Origin of the sequence: Acinetobacter sp. V115_6, from assembly GCF_031799025.1 — a bacterium.
In the GTDB taxonomy this organism is placed as follows: domain Bacteria; phylum Pseudomonadota; class Gammaproteobacteria; order Pseudomonadales; family Moraxellaceae; genus Acinetobacter; species Acinetobacter pittii.
In genome coordinates this window covers 232890-254650 of sequence record NZ_JAVQNO010000017.1, presented here as the reverse complement: position 1 = coordinate 254650, position 21761 = coordinate 232890, and the positions used below count along the sequence as shown (strand labels likewise).

The window sequence follows — 21761 nt, the reverse complement described above, 5'->3', positions numbered from 1 at the left end:
CCTCTTAGCGCTGATGGTAGTGTGGGGTTACCCATGTGAGAGTAAGTCATCGCCAGCTCATTATTCTAAACACCCCCGTTCTAATAAATGGGGGTGTTTTTTTATTGGGAGAATATAAGAAAATTCTAGAAAACTCTGGATATAGCAGAGATAAAGACAGATATATATTAATTCTAAGAAAGAGTTCTGTTATAAATAATAAGAAAATTAATCTTTTAAGTAGACATAATAAGGGAAGAGCATCTATGATAATTTATGGTGATGTCGGTTCGGGTAACTGTTATAAGATAAAACTATTACTTTCCTTACTAAATATTAACCATAGATGGATCCATGTTGATATTTTAAATAAAGAAACTCAAACAGCTGATTTTTTATCCTTAAATCCTAATGGAAAAATACCTGTATTAGTCCTAGAGGATGGTCGTGTTTTGAGTGAGTCGAATGCTATCTTAGGTTACTTGGCTGAAGGAACGAAATTTATTCCTACAGATCCTTTTATTAAAGCTAAAATGTACCAATGGATGTTCTTTGAGCAGTATAGTCATGAACCATTTATTGCAGTTGCTCGTTTTATTAATAAATATTTAGGGTTACCATCAGAAAGAATAGAGGAATACCGTAATTTACAGCCAAAAGGCCATAAAGCACTGTCTATTATGGATAAAGTTTTAGTAGATCACGACTATCTTGTTGGAGATCAATTAACTATTGCTGATATTGCCTTGTATGCATACACGCATGTCGCGGAGGAAGGTGGTTTTGATTTGGAACTATATCCAAATATTCAAGCGTGGTGTCAAAGGATTCGAGAATATTCAGGTTATGTAGATATGATTTAAATAAAAAAGAACTCATATAGAGTTCTTTTTTATTTCTGAAATTCTGATTTAGAAATGTGCTTCTAGACCTACATATGGGCCTTTAAACTCAAATTTAAGATCATTGTTATCGTAGTCATCTAAGTCGATATTAAGTACGCGATAGCCTGCTGTTAGACCCAGATCAATGAGTAGGTTATCTGCAAATTTATATTTTACTTCTGCCAGTGCATCTGTAATTCGTGCATCATCAAAGTTTGTATAAGTTGCTTCACCTTTAGCACTTAAGCCTGTAAACGGAAGTTTTACTTCACCTGACAAATAAGCAATAGGATATGTTTTATCAATATCCACGCGCTTACCTGTATACGCAGTAATATCACCATTTAATACAGTTGCACCAAGACCAGCATCTACACTTACGATATTATCTAGTAACTCGTAGTAGAGGATAAAATCGCTATGATCTAAATCAACTTTATAGTTGGCTTGACCTAAAGTTTCTGATTTAGTTTCGGTATCTAAATTTACATAACGAATTTTTGCATTTGGAATAAATGGAATTGGGTGTTCTACTGCTAATGAGATTTGAGCACTGCCTTTTTGATCTAAATCTTGATCTTCATGTGATTGAGAAGACATATTAGCTTTACCGTCATAGAACCAGTAACCTACGTCGCCTTTTACTCCTACGAAGTCTGCTTGAGCAAAGCCACTTAAGCCCATCCCGAGCGTTAATAAAGATATTTTTAATATTTTCATTTTTACATCCACATAAAAGAAATCTTTGAGCGCATGATATAGACATCTTGCTACAGATGCATTGATAAAAAAATAAGGATTTGAGGTATGTGATATGAGTAAATTTTTAAACCTTAAAAAAATTTATTTAATTCAAATAATTAATATTTTATGCCTCACTTAAATGAATTTAATCTTTTAGAAAATTTAGTATAAATTTTGTCAATCGTATCGGACTTATTAAATTTTAATTGATATCTAGGGAGTTAAAATAAATTAGTGGATAAGTTGAGTAATTAAATAAGTATTTTCAGGGATTGCAATAAAATTGCATTGAATAATAATTTTGATCTGCAAGTAGTAGTACGTAAATATTAGCTGAAAAATAACCAATTGTGAAAAAAACTCAGAAAATTCGTAAAATTTCTGACGGAAATTACAGTAAAAAGAAATAAAAACAGGTATTGTTCAGCTATATAGGGGCAAAAAATGGACAAAAATCTTTAAGGAAGAATTTTCTATTTTTGCTTGTTTGTTAAGGGAATAAAAATACTCAAAAGGTGCTTTTTATTTTCTACAAACACAAAAGTATTTTTTGGTTCTTTTTTTGCATGCGGAATAACAATCAACAATAGCAGTAAAAATAAGTAATCTTTTAACATTAGGTGTTCTATGACAGATTCTCGTGAAAACTGGACGTCACGATCTGGTTTTATTATTGCAGCCGTTGGTTCGGCTGTAGGTTTAGGTAATATCTGGCGCTTCCCATACGTTGCTTATGAAAATGGTGGCGGTGCGTTTCTTATTCCCTATCTATTGGCACTCATTACTGCTGGTTTACCGTTACTATTTTTAGATTATGCGGTAGGACATCGTAGTACTGGTTCACCTCCTAAAGCGTATCGTGCCCTATTTAAAGGCGGGGAAACATTAGGTTGGTGGCAAGTTTGTGTCTGTATCATCATTGGTTTGTATTATGCAAGTGTACTCACTTGGGCTGGTAGTTATGTTTACTTCTCTATTGGCCAAATGTGGGGAAGTGATCCGGAAGGTTTCTTCTTTAATACCTATTTGCAGACCACAAAAGCAACCGGTTTTGATTTACAGTTTGTAGGTCATTTATTCTGGCCGATTGTTGGGATTTGGGCACTTACTCTAATCATTCTTTATGGTGGTGTGAAAAAAGGGGTTGAATTATCTAATAAGATTTTCATGCCTTTATTATTCATTCTCTTCACTATTTTAGTGATTCAATCATTACGTTTACCAGGTGCAGTTCAAGGCTTAAATGCTTTCTTTACGCCGAACTGGTCAGCAATGATGGATTATAAAGTTTGGTTAGCGGCTTATGGCCATACTTTCTTCTCCCTTTCTGTCGGCTTCGGGATCATGGTGACTTATGCATCTTATTTGAAACCAAAAACGAATTTAACAGGTTCTGGTTTAATCGTTGGTTTTGCAAATGCATCAACAGAGATTCTGGCTGGTATTGGTATCTTCGCAGCGCTTGGTTTTATGGCTCATGCGGCAGGTACTGAAGTTAAAGATGTTGTGAGTGGCGGGATTGGGTTAGCATTTATTGCGTTCCCTAAAATTATCTCAAGTTTAGGTACAGGTGCCGATTTATTTGGTTTCTTATTCTTCTCTTCACTTTTCGTCGCAGGTATTTCTTCGATGGTGAGTATTTTGGAAGTACCTATTGCAGCAATGCAAGATAAATTGAAATGGGGCCGTAAAAAAGCTGTAACCATTATTGGTGGTGGTAGTGCGCTTGTATCAATTATTTTATTCTCAAGTGTAAACGCAATTAAGCTGGTTGATATTGTTGACCACTTTATTAATAACATCGGTATTATTGGCGGTGCTTTACTTTCTATTATTACCGTGGCTTGGTTTAAACGTTCTGCTCTAATAGAACTTCGTGATCACGTCAATCGCATCTCAACTATTCAATTAGGTAAGGGATGGGATTTCACTTTAACAGTGATTACATCATTAATCTTGTTAACTACACTCAGTATGACTGTATTTAATTTGATCAAAAATGGCTATGATACTTATAGTATGAGCTTACAAGGTGTATTCGGCTGGGGCAGTGTGATTTTCTGTGCAGTCGTTGCAATTGTTTTAAGTAAAATGAAAGATCGCTAGGAGGGTAGAATAATGAATACTTCAGCAATCGTGATGATGGTAATTTCGATGGTGTTTTTATGGGGTGGCTTGGCTTTGTCCATTATCCATTTATCGAAGCATCCTGAAGAGTTAGATGATGTTTTAGAAGAAGTAAAAGATCAGCACACACTTTAATGCTGATCAAGTAAAAAAGCAGGCTTAAAGCCTGCTTTTTTATGCAATCTTTTGAATTTTACAATAATAAAATCCATCACCAGACTGCGCTTGTGGCAGTAATTGGCGACCATAGGTTTGCTCGATTCCCCAATCAGCATCAATCTTGATCTCTTTTGCATTTGGATTTTCAGCAAAAAAAGTCATCATTTGCTGTTCATTTTCAGCTTTTAAAATTGAACAGGTGATGTAAAGCAATGTGCCGCCAACTTTAAGCTGTTGCCACATGTGGTCCAAGATCTGCTTTTGTAGTTCAATGGTTTGAGCTATATCGGTAGATTGGCGCAATAGGCGTATGTCAGGATGACGACGAATAACCCCTGTAGCAGAGCAAGGTGCATCGAGCACGATACAATCTACTGGCTGTGCAGGAGTCCATTGAGTTGCATCGGCTGCCAAAATTTCTGTATGACTTTGATCAAGTGCTAAGCGATTTAAGTTCTCAGTTACACGCACTAAACGGCTTGGGTCCTGATCAATCGCGATGAGCTGAGCAGGTTTAAATTTTTCAAGTAAATGAGCAGTTTTACCGCCTGGGGCAGCACACGCATCAACTACTATTTTATCGTTCAAATCTGACAATAATGTTGCGCAAAGCTGAGCGTGTTCATCTTGTACAGAAAACCAGCCTTGTTCAAAACCAGGTAGTTGAGTAATTTGTACAGATTGTTCAAGAACAATACCTGCTTCAGACAAAGTACATGCACGTGCCTGAATTTCTAAACTCTGTAATTTTGCTAAATAAGCATCGCGGCCAATATGACGCTGGTTCACCCTTAAAGTTAAAGGCGCGACTTGTTTTAATGATTGGCAGAGAGATTCCGTTTGTTCACCCCAATCCTTTTTTAAGCGTTTGAAAAGCCAGCTTGGTAAACCATGTGCTTGCTGTAAACCTTGCTGAAAGTCATCAGTTTCACGAGTAGCTCGGCGCAAAATAGCATTCACAATACCGCTGAGAGCAGGGAATCCAAGTTGTTTAGTCGCATCTACTGTTTCTGAAATAGCGGCATGTGCTGCAATACGCGTGCATAAAACTTGATAAAGACCAACATAAAGACAGGTTTCTACTGTCTCATTATTTAAAGGCTTGCTGAGTAGAGGCAGGCTAATTGATTTAAGAGCAAACCATTGGCGCAATGTACCTAAAACAAGTTCATGAAACAAAGCGCGATCGCGCTCTGCTACCTGATTGAGCTGTGTATTTAAAATACTAGCGAGTGATTGGCCTTGCTGAACTTTTAGTAACGTCTGGACGACTTGAGCACGCAGGTTAAAACGTGAGGAATTTGAGGTAACCTGACTCATGGCAAAATTTGTCCTACATGAAGTTTTTGAGTTTGTGCAATTTGTTGAGCGCTTAATGCTTTACCACCCGGCCACTGCACGCTAGTCAGACAAATAAATGTATTTTCACCGCAAGCAACATGCACACCTTGTTTATCGATTGCAATAATTTCACCAGCTTGGGCACTTGTTTTGGTTTGGCTAGAAATTAGAGAGTTCCAGACACGTAGAGCATTATTTTCATCAAGTTGAACAAAAGCGACTGGCCAAGGGTTAAAAGCACGGATATTTCGGTCAACTTGAATAGCATCAATTGCCCAATCAATACGAGCTTCTGACTTTACGAGTTTATGAGCATAGACTGTTAAGCTTTCGTCTTGAACTTCGCGTTCTGCCAAATATTTTTGTAGTGTTGCTTCTGACTCGAGTACCGCACAAATTGCTGTTGCACCTTGAGCTGCGAGTTTGTCATGTAATGTCGCTGAGGTATCTTCGGCAGTAATTGGGCAGTATGTTTTATACATCATATCGCCTGTATCTAAACCGGCAGCCATCTGCATGATTGTGATTCCGGTTTCTTCATCACCTGTTGCGATTGCACGCTGAATTGGTGCTGCACCGCGCCAGCGTGGTAATAGTGAACCGTGAATATTTAAACAGCCATATTTCGGTGTATCGAGCACAGTTTGTGGAAGAATCAAACCGTAGGCTGCAACTACCATCACATCTGCGCCTAAAGCTGCCAGTTCTTGTTGAGCTGCGAGTCCTTCTTCTGTAGATGCTTTAAAGTGAAGGGGTTGATAAACAGGGATATTATGCTCAAGTGCAAGTTGTTTTACGGGAGATGGCGTTAGTTTTTGTCCACGACCCGATTTACGATCTGGCTGAGTATAAACCGCGATAATTTCATGGGAAGTTTTTAATAAAGCCGCCAATGCTGTTGCAGCAAATTCGGGGGTGCCAGCAAAAATAATTTTCACAAATGCAATCCAAAAAGAGTTTAGGCGTAGTATACGTGAAAAACGATTGAAGCCCTAAAATCATGGCGATTGAGCATTTTAGTTTTTAAATAGTGAACAAAAAATTATTGAAAAACTTTTATTGATAAAAAAAGGTTATGAAAAAATAAAAAATTATTCATGTAAGTTTTGCTAAATATTGACTGTCTATTACTGTTCTTGGCTTTCCGAATATTATTTGCTTCTATAGAATGGAGAATGATCAAATTATGATGATGAGTCAATATTCCGACTGATCTAACGCTATATCAGTATCATCCGCCAGAGCGGGAAAAATTCCGCTCAAGCACAACTTGTTGGAAACACTAATGCCTGACTATCGTTCAAAAACATCGACACACGGAAGAAATATGGCTGGCGCACGTGGCTTATGGCGTGCAACAGGAATGAAAGATGAGGATTTCGGCAAACCGATTATTGCGGTGGTCAACTCATTTACTCAATTTGTGCCGGGCCATGTACATCTTAAAGATCTAGGGCAGCTTGTCGCAGCAGAAATTCAGGCAGCAGGTGGTGTTGCTAAAGAGTTCAATACGATCGCAGTAGATGACGGGATCGCAATGGGGCATGACGGCATGCTTTATTCACTACCATCACGTGATTTGATTGCTGACTCAGTTGAATATATGGTGAATGCACACTGTGCAGATGCCATGGTGTGTATTTCAAACTGTGACAAGATTACTCCGGGAATGCTCATGGCTGCGATGCGTCTGAATATTCCTGTTGTTTTCGTGTCTGGCGGACCAATGGAAGCTGGTAAGGTTAAGTTCCGCGGTAATGAAAAAGCGATTGACCTTGTTGATGCAATGGTTGTTGCGGCTGATGAAAGTTATACAGACGAAGAAGTTGAAGAATTTGAACGTTCGGCATGTCCAACCTGTGGTTCATGTTCAGGTATGTTCACTGCAAACTCAATGAACTGTTTAACAGAAGCTTTAGGTTTATCTTTACCGGGTAATGGTTCGATTGTTGCGACGCATGCAAACCGTAAAAAATTATTCTTAAAAGCAGGCCAACTTATTGTTGAATTAGCTAAGCGCTATTATGAACAAGAAGATGCAAGCATTTTACCTCGTTCAATTGCAACCAAGGCTGCATTTAAAAATGCGATGACCCTTGATATTGCAATGGGTGGTTCAACCAATACCGTTCTGCATTTATTGGCTGCGGCAAGTGAAGCAGAAGTTGATTTTACAATGGATGATATTGACGAATTATCACGTCGAGTTCCTGTACTGTCTAAAGTAGCGCCTGCAAAACAAGACGTTCATATGGAAGATGTACACCGTGCGGGTGGCATTATGGCGATCTTAGGTGAGCTTGATCGTGCGAATTTACTTGATGTATCTGTACCGACAGTGCACGAGAAAACTTTAAAAGATGCGTTGGATAAGTGGGATATTATTCGTACTGAAGATGCAGACGTTTATGAATTCTATCGTTCATCTCCAGGTGGTGTTCCAACTCAAGTTGCATTCTCGCAAAATCGCTATTATTCAACATTAGATGGCGACCGTGAAAAAGGCGTTATCCGTAATGCAGAAAATGCATTCTCTAAAGATGGTGGTTTAGCGGTTCTATACGGCAACATCGCGCTTGATGGTTGTATCGTGAAAACTGCAGGTGTTGATGAATCAATCTTGAAATTTACGGGCACAGCACGTGTATTTGAGAGCCAAGATGCAGCTGTAGATGCAATTTTGGGTCATGATATTAAAGCTGGCGATGTGGTTGTGATTCGTTACGAAGGTCCACGTGGTGGTCCGGGCATGCAAGAAATGCTTTACCCAACCAGCTACCTTAAATCGAAAGGTTTAGGAAAAGACTGTGCATTGGTAACAGATGGTCGTTTCTCTGGTGGTTCATCAGGTCTTTCAATTGGACACGTTTCACCAGAAGCAGCTGAAGGTGGTGCAATTGGTTTGGTTGAAGATGGCGATACTATTGAAATCGATATTCCAAACCGTACGATTCACTTAAACGTTGATGATGCGACTATGGCACATCGTCGTACAGTGCAGGAAGCGAAAGGCTGGCATCCGAAAGAAGAACGTAAACGTAAAGTATCAAAAGCGTTAAAAGTTTATGCAATGCATACAACAAGTGCAGCGAAAGGAGCTGTACGCGTTCTATAAAATATTCAATTTTAATAATTGATTAAGAATCATGCACCCTTTAACACGATGAATTGCTATCATGTTAAGGGTGCATTTTTCATGTCTGGTAAATAAAATCAGCTTGTAGAAAAAGGTGTTTTTAGATCATTCTATGGGTTTGCCATAAAATGGTGATAAAATCTTCACCTACGTAGAAACTTGCTAAAAACATGACTTATTTTCTGCGTAAACTAAGGTAGTTATATTTCAATCTCGACTACTGTTTTACCTTGCACTATGATCAAAACAATCTTTGATCTCGCTTAGGATTTATTTTTTAGAGGCACAACTCATGTCACTGCTACGCCGTTGGTTTGACCCTATTCGATCGAGCTGGTTTTACCAAAAGCCTTCTCGTCAAGCGGTGTTACCCACGGAAAATGGTTTAAGTATTTATTTACGACTTGATGATGTGTATAGCTACTTAGCTGTTCAGCAATTGTCTCAGCTAGATGAAATTTTAAGTGATGAACTTAAGCCTTTAAAAATTATTATTTCGCATACAGCTTCTGAACCTCCAAACAGCATGTCGCATGATGAGTGGCAGAATTATTGTCTAAATGATGCCAAGATATTAGCCAAACAACATCGTTTCGGCTTTGATGAATTTCCAGAAATCCCAAGCCCAGAATCTTTAAAACAAGCGGCAGTCATATTAAAAAGAACCCCATTACAAGGTCAGAATTTCTTCCATTTACTAGAAGATATTTTCCACATGCTTTGGCAGCAACAATATGGAAAGTTGCGAACTTTACATGCCATGGCAGTTAAACATCAGCTTCCTCAACATTTTTCAGAACGCATTTTTACGGATGAGCCTGTACCTGCGGCATACTTTGAATTTGGTGGACGTAAATATCACGCAGTAGACGATTTACTACGGTTGACTCGTCGTCTGAAGCAGCAAAAGTTACTGACGGGCAATCCAATTTTTTTAATTAATCATATCGAATGGCGTGAACATTTGATTAATGATGCTGAGGCACTTACCGAGATTCAGACGCTTCATCCTGAGCTTGATGTCTATATTGCTTTAGAAGACCCAATGAGCTGGTTGTTACTTGCTTATATTAAAGAAGAATTGGCTGATTATTATGATATTCAACTAAAAGTTTACCCTTTAAGTTATCAAGGTCGAGACTGGTTTGACTGGAGTTTGGCGACACGTGTTTCTAAACGAACAGGTGTGGCCTTTACGCCATTTTGTCGTCCTACTGAGGAAAGCACATTAGAGATGGCAAAGCTTTTCTATAGTGTGCAAGAGAATCAGCAAATCGATACAATTTTTACAATATTGCAGGCAGTTTGGACGAAAGGAAAAGATTTATCTTTCTTAAAACATTTTCAACAGTTACAGCAGCAACTTGGGATTGAGCAGCTAACCGACCAAGATGTTCAATCTGTTTTGGTGCAGAATGATGCACTTTGCAAAGACAAGCATCAGCCTGATTTACCGGTTTTAGAGCTGCGTATTGATGGTCAGACCTACGTATTTAATAGCTTGTATCGTGTGTGGATGATCGAAAGTATTTTTAGCAATGTATTAGAAGAAAAATATAAAACAGCCTCAACTTTTAATTGAGGCCTACTCCTAAAAACAAGAATAGGGCAGTACCTGTTTTTTCCGTAGCATATCCTTTAAGGAATCGGAGATAAACAGTGACTTTTTTAGCAATTATTATAGTGGTCTTTGCCTTCGCTGGCATGATTAAAGGCATGATCGGTTTAGGATTGCCCGCGGTATCGATGGGCTTACTCACCATCGCAATGAGCCCTTTTCAGGCAGCCTCTCTGCTCATTGTCCCTTCAATGGTCACCAATGTCTGGCAACTTTTTGCTGAAGGACATGTCTGGGTTTTTATTCGCCGTTTCTGGACTTTGCTTGTGGGCATTATAGTAGGTTCAATATGGAGCTTTTTACCTACTTTAAGTCAAAGTCATGGGCATAGTAGTGAAATTTTATTAGGCTGCATGTTGGCCCTATATGGACTCTATGGTCTATGCGTGAAGAAACTTCCTCACTTAGGGAAGTATGAACATTGGCTATCACCGATTATTGGATATATCGGCGGGGCAGTGACTGTAGCAACTGGTGTCATTATTATTCCAATCGTTCCTTATTTGCAGTCTTTACATTTAAAGCGTGATGAGTTGGTTCAGGCTTTAGGACTAACGTTTACTGTTTCTACCATTTGTCTTGCAGTCTTTTTACACCACAACCCTATGTCGGGAATGACATTAGATTATCGTTTATCTTTCGCTGCATTGTTGGCAGCGCTCGTTGGAATGTGCTTAGGTAAAAAAATCCGTTATCGGTTAAATGAGCAGTTATTTCGCCGTATCTTTTTTATAGGTTTGGTATCATTAGGGCTTTATATGATTTTGCATTAAGCTAATTTTTAAGGGCGATGTTGCAATAAAAAATCTGAAAATTGTTTATAACTATTAGGTAGCTGATTAAAATTTTGTGTGGCCAAAAGCAGTTTACGATTTGCCCACGCGCCTATTAGTTGAATGGAATGAAAGTCATAGTCTGATTGCAAACGCTGGGCAGCACGAGCCGGCATAATCGCAATTCCGACGCCTTTGGCGACGACCTCAGCAATCGCGCCAAAATTAGGTAAGCGCAAACGGTACTGTATGTTAAAGCCTAATAGCTTAGCTTGAGTTTCGATGGACTGTTGCAACGAATGGTGGGGCTTAAGACCAATAAAACCATAACTTAAAGCCTCTACCAAATTCAGCTCTTGGTATTGAGCTAAATTGTGAGTAGGAGGACAAATCAGAACTAATGGATCACTAGCAAATTCCTTAGTTTGCAAATGTCTGGTATCAAAAAAACTTGAGACCAGCCCAAGATTTGCAACTCCTTGCGTTAATGCCTCTACAATTTCTGAACTTTCTGCCTCGTGTAAATCAATATTCATTTCAGGATGAAGCACTAAATATTGAGGTAATAACGGAGGCAAATATTCGCTTTGAGCAGAAGAGTTACACCAAAGCATTAATGACTCTGTTGTAGGCGGCCTAAAACGCTGCATTTCTTGTTCGAGCTGCTCTTTTTGTGTCATCAGTTGACGCGCATGCTCTACAAATGCGTGACCTGCTGTGGTGAGCTCCACTCCCGTTGTGTGGCGAATAAATAAGGGCGTTTCAAAATATTGTTCGAGTTTTTTAATGCGTTCGCTGGCAGCTTGAAGTGAAATTGCAGAGCGGTCTGCACCTTTGGTTAGGCTACCCGTAGAGACAATATGAAGAACCAGCTGTAAATCAAAAAAATCAAAACGCATGACAGGGAACGTATTGAAGGCTAAAAAGTCATCATACTAAATCGTAATAAAAAAAGGCAGCTTGCGCTGCCTTTTTGAATTTAGGTTTTATCTTTTAAACTAAACAGCCAATTTAAAATAATGGCTGCAAAAGTTGCGGTACCAATACCACCTAAATTGAAATTACCAAACAATAATTCAAAGTTACCAGCACCTAAAATAATCGTGACTGAAGCAACAATTAGATTTTTATTGTTAGAAAAATCAACTTTGTTTTCAATCCAGATTTTTGCACCGGCAATGGTAATTAAACCAAACACGACAATAGATGCACCTGTTAAAACAGCACTTGGAATCGTACTAATTACCGCACCAAATTTTGGAGATAAACCTAAGAAAATTGCAAAGACACCTGCGATGACGAAAACAATGGTTGAGTACACACGAGTGACTGCCATCACACCAATGTTTTCACCGTAAGTAGTCATCCCTGGAGCGCCGACACTACCAGATAATGTTGTTGCCAAACCATCTGCAACAAATGCTTTACCTAATTGTGGAGTCAGGTTTTCACCAGTCATCGCGCCAACAGCTTTAATATGTCCTAGGTTTTCTGCTACTAAGATAAGTGCAACTGGTGCAATAATTAGCATAGCATTCGTGTCAAAAGTAGGATGCGAAAAGCTTGGAATCCCAAACCATGCGGCTTGTGAGATCTGACTAAAATCGATTGGTTTACCTAAACCTAGCCCATTGGTGGTGATGGCATAAATCACATAGGCCAAGATCAAACCAATCAACAGAAGTAAACGTTGCAATAGGCCACGAGTAAAGACTGCAATACTGCCCATACAAAGTACAGTAATTAAGGCCATCCACATTTCAAATGGTTGGCCTGCAACACCTTTAATCGTAACAGGTGCAAGGTTCAGACCAATAATCATCACAATGGCACCAGTAACCACAGGCGGCATGAGTTTTTCAATCCAGCGTGTACCAGTAAGCATCACAATAAAACCGATGATGGCATAAAAAACACCACATGCTACGATTCCACCTAAAGCCATAGATAGATTTGGATTGGCACCTGAACCTGTAATATGCCCAGTTGCAGCTGCAACCACCCCAATAAAGGCAAAACTTGATCCTAAATAACTTGGAACACGACCACCTGTAATTAAAAAGAACAGGATGGTACAGATACCAGACATTAAAATGGCAAGGTTAGGATTAAAACCCATGAGTAATGGTGCTAAAACAGTTGCTCCAAACATGGCAAATGCATGTTGAATACCCAAAACAGCACTTTGAACGGGTGGGAGATATTCATTAGTAGAGACTGGCCGATGGTCAATATCACCTTGGTAAGGCTGCCATTTTGGAAACCAATTGGACATAAAATAAGCTCATTATTCTTTAATTGCTGCCATGATACTCTTTCTTGAGAGTGCATTTAATCTCTACAGAGAAGTATGTGAGTGAAAAGTAATTATTTTTTAACGATTGGTATAATTTTAAAAAAACTAAATCTGCGTATTTAGTTATTTTTTTCTCATAAATATTAATTTTATGATTTTTAAAAAATATTCAAAAAAATAGAAAATCGGGGAAAATTTAAGAAAAATAAAGAAGTTTGCAAGTAAAAAGCAGCACATCAAGATGCACTGCTTTATAAAACAATTGGTAAAATTAGCTTAGCCTGTATTACGTAAGCCAGCAGCGATACCCGCAATACTCACCATAAGTGCATGGTCAACAGGGGTGTGCTCTGCCTGACGCTCAGCAAGATAATCACGACGGCGCTTCATGAGTTCAGCCTGTAAAAGATGCAAAGGGAGTAAGTATGGTTTACGAACCTGCATGGATTGATCAAGAACATCATTATTACTCAGAAGCTTTGATTCATCTTTTAAGGTTAATAAAGTTTGCACAGCATCTTTTAGTCGTTGGCGTAATTGGTTACCAAGAACTTTCAAATCTTCATCTTCAGTCAGATGAGACTCGTAATAGAGTGCGATGTTGGCATCGGCTTTAGACAATACCATTTCCAGCATATCAATTAGCGTCTGGAAATAAGGCCATTGCTGAAGCATTTCATCAAGTGTCGCTTTTTGCTGATCGGCAATCACTTCATTAATTGCTGCACCAGTACCTAACCATGCAGGCAACATCAAACGAATTTGTGTCCAAGCGAATACCCATGGAATCGCACGTAAAGACTCGATGCCGCCACTCACTTTACGTTTTGCAGGACGCGAGCCTAATGGCAACATTTGTAATTCAAGTTCAGGCGTAACGGTCCGTAAATATTTCACAAAGTGAGGGTTTTCACGAACAGTTTGACGGTAAACCTTAACAGAATGATCAGTCATACGGTTCATAATTTCACGCCACTCAGCCTTAGGCTCTGGTGGTGGTAATAATGTCGCTTCAAGCGTTGCTGCGGTATAGATTTCAAGGTTTTGCATGGCAATACCTTCTAAACCGAATTTGAAACGGATCATTTCACCTTGTTCTGTGACACGAATTGCACCAGAGATCGAACCCGGCGGCTGTGAGAATAGAGCTTGTTGGGTTGGTGCGCCACCACGGCTAATTGATCCGCCGCGGCCGTGGAACAGGGTCAACTGTACGCTGTGTGTTTGAGCAATTGCAGTCAGCTCTTCTTGAGCACGATACTGTGCCCAGTTGGCAGACATGAAACCGGCATCTTTTGCTGAGTCGGAGTAACCGATCATGACTTCGTGTTTACCCTGAATGTGCTGTTTATACCAATGCATATTGAACAGCGTATTCATAGTCGTTGCAGCGCCATCTAAATCTTTTAAAGTTTCAAATAGAGGAACTACACGTAAAGGATGCTGAATACCGGCTTCTTTTTGCAATAATAATACAGCTAAAACATCACTTGGATATTCAGCCATAGAAATAATATATGCCCCTAAAGACTCAGGTGGTTGGTCTGCCAAAGTACGCATGGTTGCAAATACTTCTTGGACATCTGGATGACCAATTAAACTACCTTCAGGCTCATTAATATATTTCGGTAAAAGCGGGCGTTTACTTTGTAATTCTTGAATGAGGAAATTTTGGCGCGCTTGTTCAGTCCACGATTCAAAATTACCTAAACCCAAATATTCGGTAATTGCTGAAATGGCTTGGCGATGACGGCCTGATTCTTGGCGAATGTCGAGTTTAAGTAGTTCAATACCAAAACAGTTCACACGGTAGATAAAGTCGAGCAGTTGTCCATTCGCAATTTCAGGTAGGTTACTGTCGATTAAAGAGCGGTAGCACAGCAATAGTGGTTGTAAAAGCTCATCTTTACTTTTAATGACATTGCTGTCATCAGCTTCTAAGCCTTGTAAACGCTGAGCTAACCAGTGGCGAGTTGCTTTTAAACGTTCTCGTGTAGCACGTAAATATTCACGATAAGGTTCTGCATGTTGGCTACCAATTGCCTGAATCATTTCTTCGGAACAAGTCTGGATTGAAAGTTCCCAACGTAAGTTTTCGATATCTCTTAAATAGAGATCGGCAGCTTGCCAGCGTGATAACCACAGCACTTCTTGGGTAATTTGATGGGTAACATTTGGGTTGCCATCACGGTCTCCGCCCATCCAAGATGCGAAACGTACTGGTGCAATATTAAGTGGTAAATTGAGTTGGCAGTTTTCTTGAACTAATTCATTTAACTCGCGAATGAATTTAGGTACGGCATTCCAAAGTGTTTGCTCAATTGTGGCAAACCCCCATTTTGCTTCATCAACTGGAGTTGGACGATGCTGTCTGATTTCATCTGTTTGCCAAGCCGAACTAATTTGTTGCTTTAAATTCGCAAGTGCATTTTGGCGTTCGCGTGGGGTAAGTTTTTGCTGATCAAGCTGTGAGAGACATGCGTTAATATCATCATATTTCTGAATCAGGGTACGACGACTCACTTCAGTTGGGTGCGCCGTAAGTACTAACTCAATTTTAAGATCGCAAATTTGCTGGAATAATTTTTCTGTCGAAATACTTTTATCTTTAAATTTTTGAAATAAGTGAACAAGCGGATTCGGAGAGTTTGCATCTGAATCAAATTCTGCTTGTCTGCGGCTACGGACCACATGATATTGCTCGGCAATATTCGCAAAATTGAGGAAATGAGAAAAAGCGCGGGTGAGAGGAAGTAACTCTTCATCGGGCAGTTCTAAAAATAATTGTTCTAGTTGCTTTTCGGCTTCAGCTTGACCATCACGTGCACCTTTGGCAAGAGCACGGATTTGCTCGATCTGATTAAACAGTTCTTGTCCTGCATGTTGTTTTAGGGTTTCACCTAACAAATTACCAAGTAAGCGGACATCCTCACGCAGTGGCGCATCGATTTGCTGAACCATGCTATTTTCTCCTGTTCTTATTCTTATCGAATATAGCGCGATTAACAAACATTCCAAGCTTTGAGCGTAAGAAAATGTGAATTTTTGCTTAAAAAATAACATTTAATTCGCTTGTAGTGTCTTAAAAGCTGGCATGCACTCAGCGCAACTTTTGACAATCGGACTTTGGTTTAATTCCGATATTTGAGCAAGAATAAATTAATTGCGTCGCGAATAATTTGCTCTAGCTCCTGTGCATTTGGGGCAGCAGTAATGCCCAGTAAAACCTTGTGATGGCGTACACCAAGCAATAAGGTCAAAAGCAGTTCTGTTTGATAGATCGGATCATCGGCTTGAATAAAACCTAATTGAGCAGCTTTTTGAAAAAACTCAGCTAATTGATTCTCCATTCGTGTGTGTGAAGCTTCAAAAAACTGTAGGGCGAGTGGGTTCTGTTCGGCTGCAAGCTCCAACAATACATGATCAAGCTTTAATGCTTCAGGTGAATAAATAATTTGTAAGGCACGTGAACATACATTAAAGAGTGTTTGATAGAAGTCTGCCGATGTATCTAAGTCAAATTGTTTAGTGCACAGTGTCTCTTCACAAGTTTCCGTAATCGCACAGATAAACAGATTCACTTTATCTTGAAAATGGTTATAAACCGTGAGTTTAGTAACACCGGCTTCCTGTGCAATCTGGTTCATGCTAGTACCGTGATAACCGGATTTTAAAAAAATAGCTTTCGCGGCTTGTAGGATACGAGCACGCTTTTCCAGATCTTTGGGTCGACCACTTTGATTAACTGTTTGCACAAAACCCTCTAATAAAAGTTTAGAAAAATAAATATTTATAAGTTTTTTTTAATTAATGTACTCATAGGTATATTAATTAAAAAACAAACAAACTATGATGCAAGCATATTGTGCCTTAAAAAATCAGTTTGAATAAGAGCGATAAGATATGAATCTGTTAAAACCTCTCATCATGAGTATGGTGATTGTTTGTACGGTCACATTAATGGGATGCAGTAAAGAAGCACCCAAAACAGAAGAAATACCCTATGTGATGGTGGCGCAGCCATTAACCACACTCAATGAACAAAAAAGCTATGCAGGGGATGTGCAGGCTAGACAACAAACAGCTTTGGCATTTCGAGTTGGTGGACAAGTTACTGCACGCTATGTGGATATAGGCGACCGAGTTAAAGTTGGACAAGTATTAGCAAAACTCGATGTGGCAGATGCTCAGTTACAATTAAATGCTGCTAAAGCTCAACTGGATAATGCACAGGCTTCAGCAAAAACAGCAGCAGATGAACTTAAACGTTTTCAACAATTACTCCCTATTAATGCAGTGAGCCGTTCACAATTTGATACGATAAAAAATCAATACGACGCGGCACAAGCGGCGCTACAGCAAGCTCGTTCTAACTATGAGGTATCTGCTAACCAGACAGGTTATAACCAACTCGTTTCTAATAAAAACGGGGTAATTACTGCGCGAAATATAGAAATTGGACAAGTGGTTGCAGCAGGGCAAGCTGCTTATCAACTTGCAATTGATGGAGAGCGTGAAGTTGTTATTGGTGTTCCTGAACAAGCGGTTAGCGAGATTAAAGTTGGCCAAGCAGCTTGGGTGACTTTGTGGTCTAAACCGAATGAAAGATTTGCTGGATATGTACGCGAAGTTTCTCCTGCGGCTGATCAGTCTCGTACCTTTACAGTGAAAGTTGCACTCAAAGAAGGGCAGTCTGTTATCCAACTTGGACAAAGTGCACGTGTATTTTTTACCTCAACTCAAACCAACGTGATGAGTGTGCCACTTTCGAGTGTTTCAGCAACAGATAATCAGCCTTATGTCTGGGTTGTTAATGCGAATCAAACTTTACGCAAAGTACCTGTAACGGTTGGTGCATATGGCAGAGACAGTGTACCCGTGCTATCTGGTTTAACACCAAATGATTGGGTGGTGATTGGTGGTGTGCATTTGCTACGCGATAAGCAGAAGATTCACCCGATTGACCGTGAAAACCGTGCGGTGAAAATTCAGGGAGCAATCCAGCCATGAAATTCAATCTCTCGGAATGGGCATTAAATAATAAAGGTATCGTCCTTTATTTTATGCTGTTACTTGGCATTATCGGCGCGATCTCTTATTCAAAACTTTCACAAAGTGAAGACCCACCATTTACCTTTAAAGTCATGGTTGTACAAACCTATTGGCCGGGAGCAACAGCGAAAGAAGTTTCAACGCTGGTGACTGACCGTATCGAAAAGGAACTCATGACAACAGGGCAGTATGACAAGATTATGGCTTACTCCCGCCCAGGTGAGTCTATGGTCACGTTTGTTGCCAAGGACTCGCTGACATCGGCACAGATCCCTGACGTTTGGTATAACGTCCGTAAGAAGGTAAATGATATTCGCCATGAACTGCCAAACGGTGTACAAGGTCCATTTTTTAACGATGAATTTGGGGACACTTTCGGTAATATTTATGTACTGACAGGCAAAGACTTTGACTATGCACTTTTGAAAGAATATGCAGATCGTTTGCAATTACAGCTTCAACGAGTCAAGGATGTCAGTAAGGTCGAATTGATTGGTCTACAAGACCAAAAAATCTGGGTTGAGATTTCTAACACTAAAGCGGTGCAGCTCGGAATTCCAGTTACAGCGATTCAAGAAGCCTTACAAAAGCAAAATAGTATGGCAAGTGCGGGCTTTTTTGAAACGGGTACAGACCGTATTCAAATTAGAGTAAGTGGTCATCTACAAAACATTGATGAAATTAAAAAAACACCTTTATTGGTCGGTGATAAAACCATCCAGCTTGGTGACGTTGCTGATGTTTATCGTGGTTTTAGTCAGCCTGCTCAACCACGTATGCGTTTCATGGGTGAAAATGGTATTGGCATTGCGGTTTCGATGCGTAAAGGCGGTGACATTATTGCCCTTGGTAAAAATCTAGAAACAGAATTTGCCCAACTGCAAAAGACCTTGCCACTCGGCATGAAATTGCAGAAAGTTTCTGACCAACCTGTAGCAGTACAACGCAGTATTCATGAGTTTGTGAAGGTACTCGCTGAAGCAGTCATTATTGTCTTGTTAGTGAGTTTTTTCTCTTTAGGCTTCCGTACGGGATTGGTGGTCGCTTTTTCTATTCCTTTAGTTTTAGCAATGACCTTTGCCGGTATGAGTTTATTCGATGTCGGACTGCATAAGATTTCACTTGGTGCTTTGATCTTAGCGTTAGGTCTGTTAGTCGATGACGCCATTATCGCCGTCGAGATGATGGCCATTAAGATGGAGCAGGGCTATAGCCGGATTAAAGCCGCCGGATTTGCGTGGAAAACTACCGCATTTCCGATGCTCACGGGAACATTGATTACCGCGGCAGGTTTTTTACCGATTGCTACGGCTCAGTCTAGTACAGGTGAATACACACGCTCTATCTTTCAGGTTGTGACCATTGCTTTATTGGTGTCTTGGATCGCGGCAGTTTTATTTGTGCCTTATTTAGGTGAAAAGCTATTACCAGATTTTACCAAGTTAGGACATCAGGCCCCTTGGTATGTCCGTTTGTGGGCAAGATTAACGAAAAAACCGCAACCGCAAACTGTGGCAATTTCACAGGACCATCATTACGATCCTTATCAATCTAGTTTCTATTTACGTTTTAGAAAGATGGTCGAGTTTTGTGTGACCTATCGTAAAACCGTGATTGCAACGACGGTGGGGATTTTTGTGCTCTCTGTGCTGATGTTTAAGATGGTACCTCAGCAGTTTTTCCCGCCTTCAAACCGTGCTGAGATTTTAGTCGATTTAAAGCTTGAAGAAGGTGCTTCTTTAACAGCAACAGAACAAGCTGTGAAAAAGGTTGAAAAATTCTTGTCTAAACAAAAAGGTATTGATAACTATGTGGCCTATGTAGGGACAGGTTCACCACGTTTTTATTTACCTTTAGACCAGCAATTACCGCAAGCCAGCTTTGCTCAGTTTGTTGTACTCGCATCATCGCTTGATGATCGTGATGACATTCGTCGTTCGTTAGAAACACAAATTAAGCAGTTACTCCCACAAGTCCGTACTCGTGTGTCATTACTTGAAAATGGCCCACCTGTTGGTTATCCATTGCAATATCGTGTGTCAGGTGAAGATTTAAATCTGGTACGTAAAGAAGCGCAGCAAGTCGCTAAAGTAATGAGTGAAAACCCGAATACCACCAATGTGCATTTAGATTGGGGCGAGCCAAGTAAGATCATTTCCATTCAAATTGATCAAGACCGTGCTCGACAAATGGGTGTCTCTAGTCTGGATTTAGCGAACTTCATTAATGCATCAATTACTGGTAGTGCGATTGAGCAATATCGTGAAAAACGTGAACTCATTGAAATTCGCTTACGCGGGGACCAAGCAGAGCGCGTTGAAGTGGCTTCACTGGCAAGCTTAGCTGTGCCAACGAACAATGGAACTACTGTACCTTTAGCTCAAATTGCGAAGATTGAGTATAAGTTTGAAGATGGTTTGATCTGGCATCGTAACCGCTTACCGACGATTACTGTTCGCGCAGATATTCGTACCAATTTACAGCCTGCTACCGTTGTGGGTGAGTTAGCTGAATCAATGGATAAGTTACGTGCTGAATTACCAAGTGGTTATCTCATTGAAGTGGGTGGAACTGTAGAAGAGTCTGCACGTGGGCAAAATTCTGTGAATGCGGGTATGCCACTGTTCTTGGCAGTGGTCATGACATTACTGATGATTCAGCTCAAAAGCTTGTCTCGTTCGACCATCGTGTTGTTAACAGCTCCACTGGGTTTAATTGGTGTGGTTTTATTCTTGCTCCTATTTAACAAACCATTTGGCTTTGTGGCCATGTTGGGCACAATTGCACTCTCTGGCATGATCATGCGTAACTCGCTTATTTTGATTGATCAAATTGAACAAGACAGGCAAGCAGGACATCCAGCATGGGAGGCGATTATTGAAGCGACAGTGCGACGATTCCGTCCCATTATTTTGACTGCTTTAGCCGCTGTTCTGGCCATGATTCCACTTTCTCGAAGTATTTTCTTTGGTCCGATGGCAGTTGCGATCATGGGCGGATTGATTGTTGCCACCCTACTGACATTATTTTTCCTACCTGCACTCTACGCAGCGTGGTTTAAGGTGAAAAAAACCGCATAAAATACATAAATTTTTTGTGAATAAAGGTGCGAAATATTGAAAACTCCAATATAGTAGCACCTGTCTTTACACAAAAAATACAGGATTATTTCACTGCATAAAAAATAGGCAAAATGCAGTGAATTGAGGTGAAATACAGATGGGGCAAGACCATATCGAACAGCATCGCCGCTATATAGTAATTTCTTATGCGTTCATGTTTCTTGCATTGTTTACGGTTATTTTTGCGGCCTTTGCTTATTTGGTCGCTCGTAAAGTGGCAGTTGTAGATAATGCAGAAGTTTGGATTCATGCGCATGCGCTATGGATTATGCGCAATGCGATTCTATTTCTATTTATGGCAATTTTTGCTGTTGTCTGGTTTATTCCGCTCTTCTTCTTTGCATGGGATAGTAATCTTTGGGTCACAGCCTCTACGGTTGCTGGCGTAGTTTTTAGCGCTATTGCGTGGTTATTTCTATTAAATGCATGGTTAAAAGGCTTGTCTAAATATTTAAAAAATAAGGCAGTTTTTTAATATATCTATTTTTTAAACATTTCCCCCTTGTAAATTCGGCTAAAGCCCCCCATTT

16 protein-coding genes are annotated in these 21761 nt (G+C 39.8%); 9 read left to right on the top strand and 7 right to left on the bottom strand.

The features are described from left to right. Window positions 1–245 precede the first annotated feature (245 nt). On the top strand, window positions 246–842 hold the full coding sequence (locus RMA94_RS05915; protein WP_130173172.1) for a glutathione S-transferase family protein: 597 nt from the start codon (window positions 246–248) through the stop codon (window positions 840–842). A gap of 48 nt (window positions 843–890) precedes the next feature. Here RMA94_RS05915 and RMA94_RS05910 read toward each other — a convergent pair whose 3' ends face one another. Continuing rightward, window positions 891–1595 carry a TIGR04219 family outer membrane beta-barrel protein gene (locus tag RMA94_RS05910; RefSeq protein ID WP_130173156.1) on the bottom strand — a complete coding sequence of 235 codons (705 nt, stop codon included), beginning with the start codon at window positions 1593–1595 and terminating at the stop codon, window positions 891–893. A gap of 639 nt (window positions 1596–2234) precedes the next feature. On the opposite strand from RMA94_RS05910, the gene RMA94_RS05905 reads away from it, so the two are divergent. Next, on the top strand, window positions 2235–3713 hold the full coding sequence (locus tag RMA94_RS05905; protein WP_014208016.1) for a sodium-dependent transporter: 1479 nt from the start codon (window positions 2235–2237) through the stop codon (window positions 3711–3713). Window positions 3714–3725: 12 nt separating this feature from the next. Beyond that, on the top strand, window positions 3726–3869 hold the full coding sequence (locus RMA94_RS05900) for a methionine/alanine import family NSS transporter small subunit (RefSeq protein ID WP_002119126.1): 144 nt from the start codon (window positions 3726–3728) through the stop codon (window positions 3867–3869). Between the two features lie 39 nt (window positions 3870–3908). On the opposite strand, the gene rsmB is transcribed toward RMA94_RS05900, so the two are convergent. Further along, window positions 3909–5213: a 16S rRNA (cytosine(967)-C(5))-methyltransferase RsmB gene (gene rsmB, locus RMA94_RS05895; RefSeq protein WP_130173155.1), complete on the bottom strand. Its 1305-nt coding sequence runs from the start codon at window positions 5211–5213 to the stop codon at window positions 3909–3911. Next, window positions 5210–6172 (bottom strand): methionyl-tRNA formyltransferase, encoded by a 963-nt coding sequence (gene fmt, locus RMA94_RS05890; protein ID WP_130173154.1) that lies wholly within the window; start codon window positions 6170–6172, stop codon window positions 5210–5212. Before fmt ends, rsmB begins: the two co-directional genes overlap by 4 nt. A 347-nt stretch (window positions 6173–6519) precedes the next feature. Here fmt and ilvD point away from each other — a divergent pair, with 347 nt between their 5' ends. The 3 genes from ilvD (at window position 6520) to RMA94_RS05875 (ending at window position 10761) form a co-directional block, all read left to right on the top strand. Next, window positions 6520–8349, top strand: coding sequence for a dihydroxy-acid dehydratase (ilvD, locus tag RMA94_RS05885; protein WP_005804318.1), 1830 nt, complete (start codon window positions 6520–6522; stop codon window positions 8347–8349). 313 nt (window positions 8350–8662) lie between these two features. Further along, window positions 8663–9952 (top strand): hypothetical protein, encoded by a 1290-nt coding sequence (locus RMA94_RS05880; RefSeq protein WP_311082206.1) that lies wholly within the window; start codon window positions 8663–8665, stop codon window positions 9950–9952. Between the two features lie 77 nt (window positions 9953–10029). Next, on the top strand, window positions 10030–10761 hold the full coding sequence (locus tag RMA94_RS05875; RefSeq protein ID WP_198912080.1) for a sulfite exporter TauE/SafE family protein: 732 nt from the start codon (window positions 10030–10032) through the stop codon (window positions 10759–10761). A gap of 8 nt (window positions 10762–10769) precedes the next feature. Here RMA94_RS05875 and RMA94_RS05870 read toward each other — a convergent pair whose 3' ends face one another. The 4 genes from RMA94_RS05870 to RMA94_RS05855 form a co-directional block, all read right to left on the bottom strand. Beyond that, window positions 10770–11660: a LysR family transcriptional regulator gene (locus RMA94_RS05870; protein WP_311082204.1), complete on the bottom strand. Its 891-nt coding sequence runs from the start codon at window positions 11658–11660 to the stop codon at window positions 10770–10772. Between the two features lie 80 nt (window positions 11661–11740). Continuing rightward, window positions 11741–13036 (bottom strand): solute carrier family 23 protein, encoded by a 1296-nt coding sequence (locus RMA94_RS05865; protein ID WP_002119102.1) that lies wholly within the window; start codon window positions 13034–13036, stop codon window positions 11741–11743. Window positions 13037–13333: 297 nt separating this feature from the next. Beyond that, complete coding sequence (ppc, locus tag RMA94_RS05860) at window positions 13334–16018, bottom strand: phosphoenolpyruvate carboxylase (RefSeq protein WP_130173151.1); 2685 nt, start codon at window positions 16016–16018, stop codon at window positions 13334–13336. Between the two features lie 170 nt (window positions 16019–16188). Next, window positions 16189–16812 carry a TetR/AcrR family transcriptional regulator gene (locus RMA94_RS05855; protein ID WP_311082201.1) on the bottom strand — a complete coding sequence of 208 codons (624 nt, stop codon included), beginning with the start codon at window positions 16810–16812 and terminating at the stop codon, window positions 16189–16191. A gap of 148 nt (window positions 16813–16960) precedes the next feature. Here RMA94_RS05855 and RMA94_RS05850 point away from each other — a divergent pair, with 148 nt between their 5' ends. The 3 genes from RMA94_RS05850 to RMA94_RS05840 all read left to right on the top strand — a co-directional run bounded on the left by RMA94_RS05850 (window position 16961) and on the right by RMA94_RS05840 (window position 21706). Further along, window positions 16961–18067: an efflux RND transporter periplasmic adaptor subunit gene (locus tag RMA94_RS05850; protein ID WP_311082200.1), complete on the top strand. Its 1107-nt coding sequence runs from the start codon at window positions 16961–16963 to the stop codon at window positions 18065–18067. Further along, entirely contained in the window at window positions 18064–21189 is a 3126-nt protein-coding gene (locus tag RMA94_RS05845; RefSeq protein ID WP_311082198.1) for an efflux RND transporter permease subunit, read from the top strand. The genes RMA94_RS05850 and RMA94_RS05845 overlap by 4 nt, the downstream gene beginning before the upstream one ends. Before the next feature lie 139 nt (window positions 21190–21328). Next, on the top strand, window positions 21329–21706 hold the full coding sequence (locus RMA94_RS05840) for a membrane protein (protein ID WP_002119294.1): 378 nt from the start codon (window positions 21329–21331) through the stop codon (window positions 21704–21706). Window positions 21707–21761 lie beyond the last annotated feature (55 nt).

Bases quoted from the DNA above. Each gene is read 5' to 3' on its own strand.
- RMA94_RS05915 (WP_130173172.1), top strand. From the start codon at position 246: ATGATAATTTATGGTGATGTCGGTTCGGGTAACTGTTATAAGATAAAA.
- RMA94_RS05905 (WP_014208016.1), top strand. From the start codon at position 2,235: ATGACAGATTCTCGTGAAAACTGGACGTCACGATCTGGTTTTATTATT.
- RMA94_RS05900 (WP_002119126.1), top strand. From the start codon at position 3,726: ATGAATACTTCAGCAATCGTGATGATGGTAATTTCGATGGTGTTTTTA.
- rsmB (WP_130173155.1), bottom strand. From the start codon at position 5,213: ATGAGTCAGGTTACCTCAAATTCCTCACGTTTTAACCTGCGTGCTCAA.
- ilvD (WP_005804318.1), top strand. From the start codon at position 6,520: ATGCCTGACTATCGTTCAAAAACATCGACACACGGAAGAAATATGGCT.
- RMA94_RS05880 (WP_311082206.1), top strand. From the start codon at position 8,663: ATGTCACTGCTACGCCGTTGGTTTGACCCTATTCGATCGAGCTGGTTT.
- RMA94_RS05870 (WP_311082204.1), bottom strand. From the start codon at position 11,660: ATGCGTTTTGATTTTTTTGATTTACAGCTGGTTCTTCATATTGTCTCT.
- RMA94_RS05865 (WP_002119102.1), bottom strand. From the start codon at position 13,036: ATGTCCAATTGGTTTCCAAAATGGCAGCCTTACCAAGGTGATATTGAC.
- ppc (WP_130173151.1), bottom strand. From the start codon at position 16,018: ATGGTTCAGCAAATCGATGCGCCACTGCGTGAGGATGTCCGCTTACTT.
- RMA94_RS05850 (WP_311082200.1), top strand. From the start codon at position 16,961: ATGAATCTGTTAAAACCTCTCATCATGAGTATGGTGATTGTTTGTACG.
- RMA94_RS05845 (WP_311082198.1), top strand. From the start codon at position 18,064: ATGAAATTCAATCTCTCGGAATGGGCATTAAATAATAAAGGTATCGTC.
- RMA94_RS05840 (WP_002119294.1), top strand. From the start codon at position 21,329: ATGGGGCAAGACCATATCGAACAGCATCGCCGCTATATAGTAATTTCT.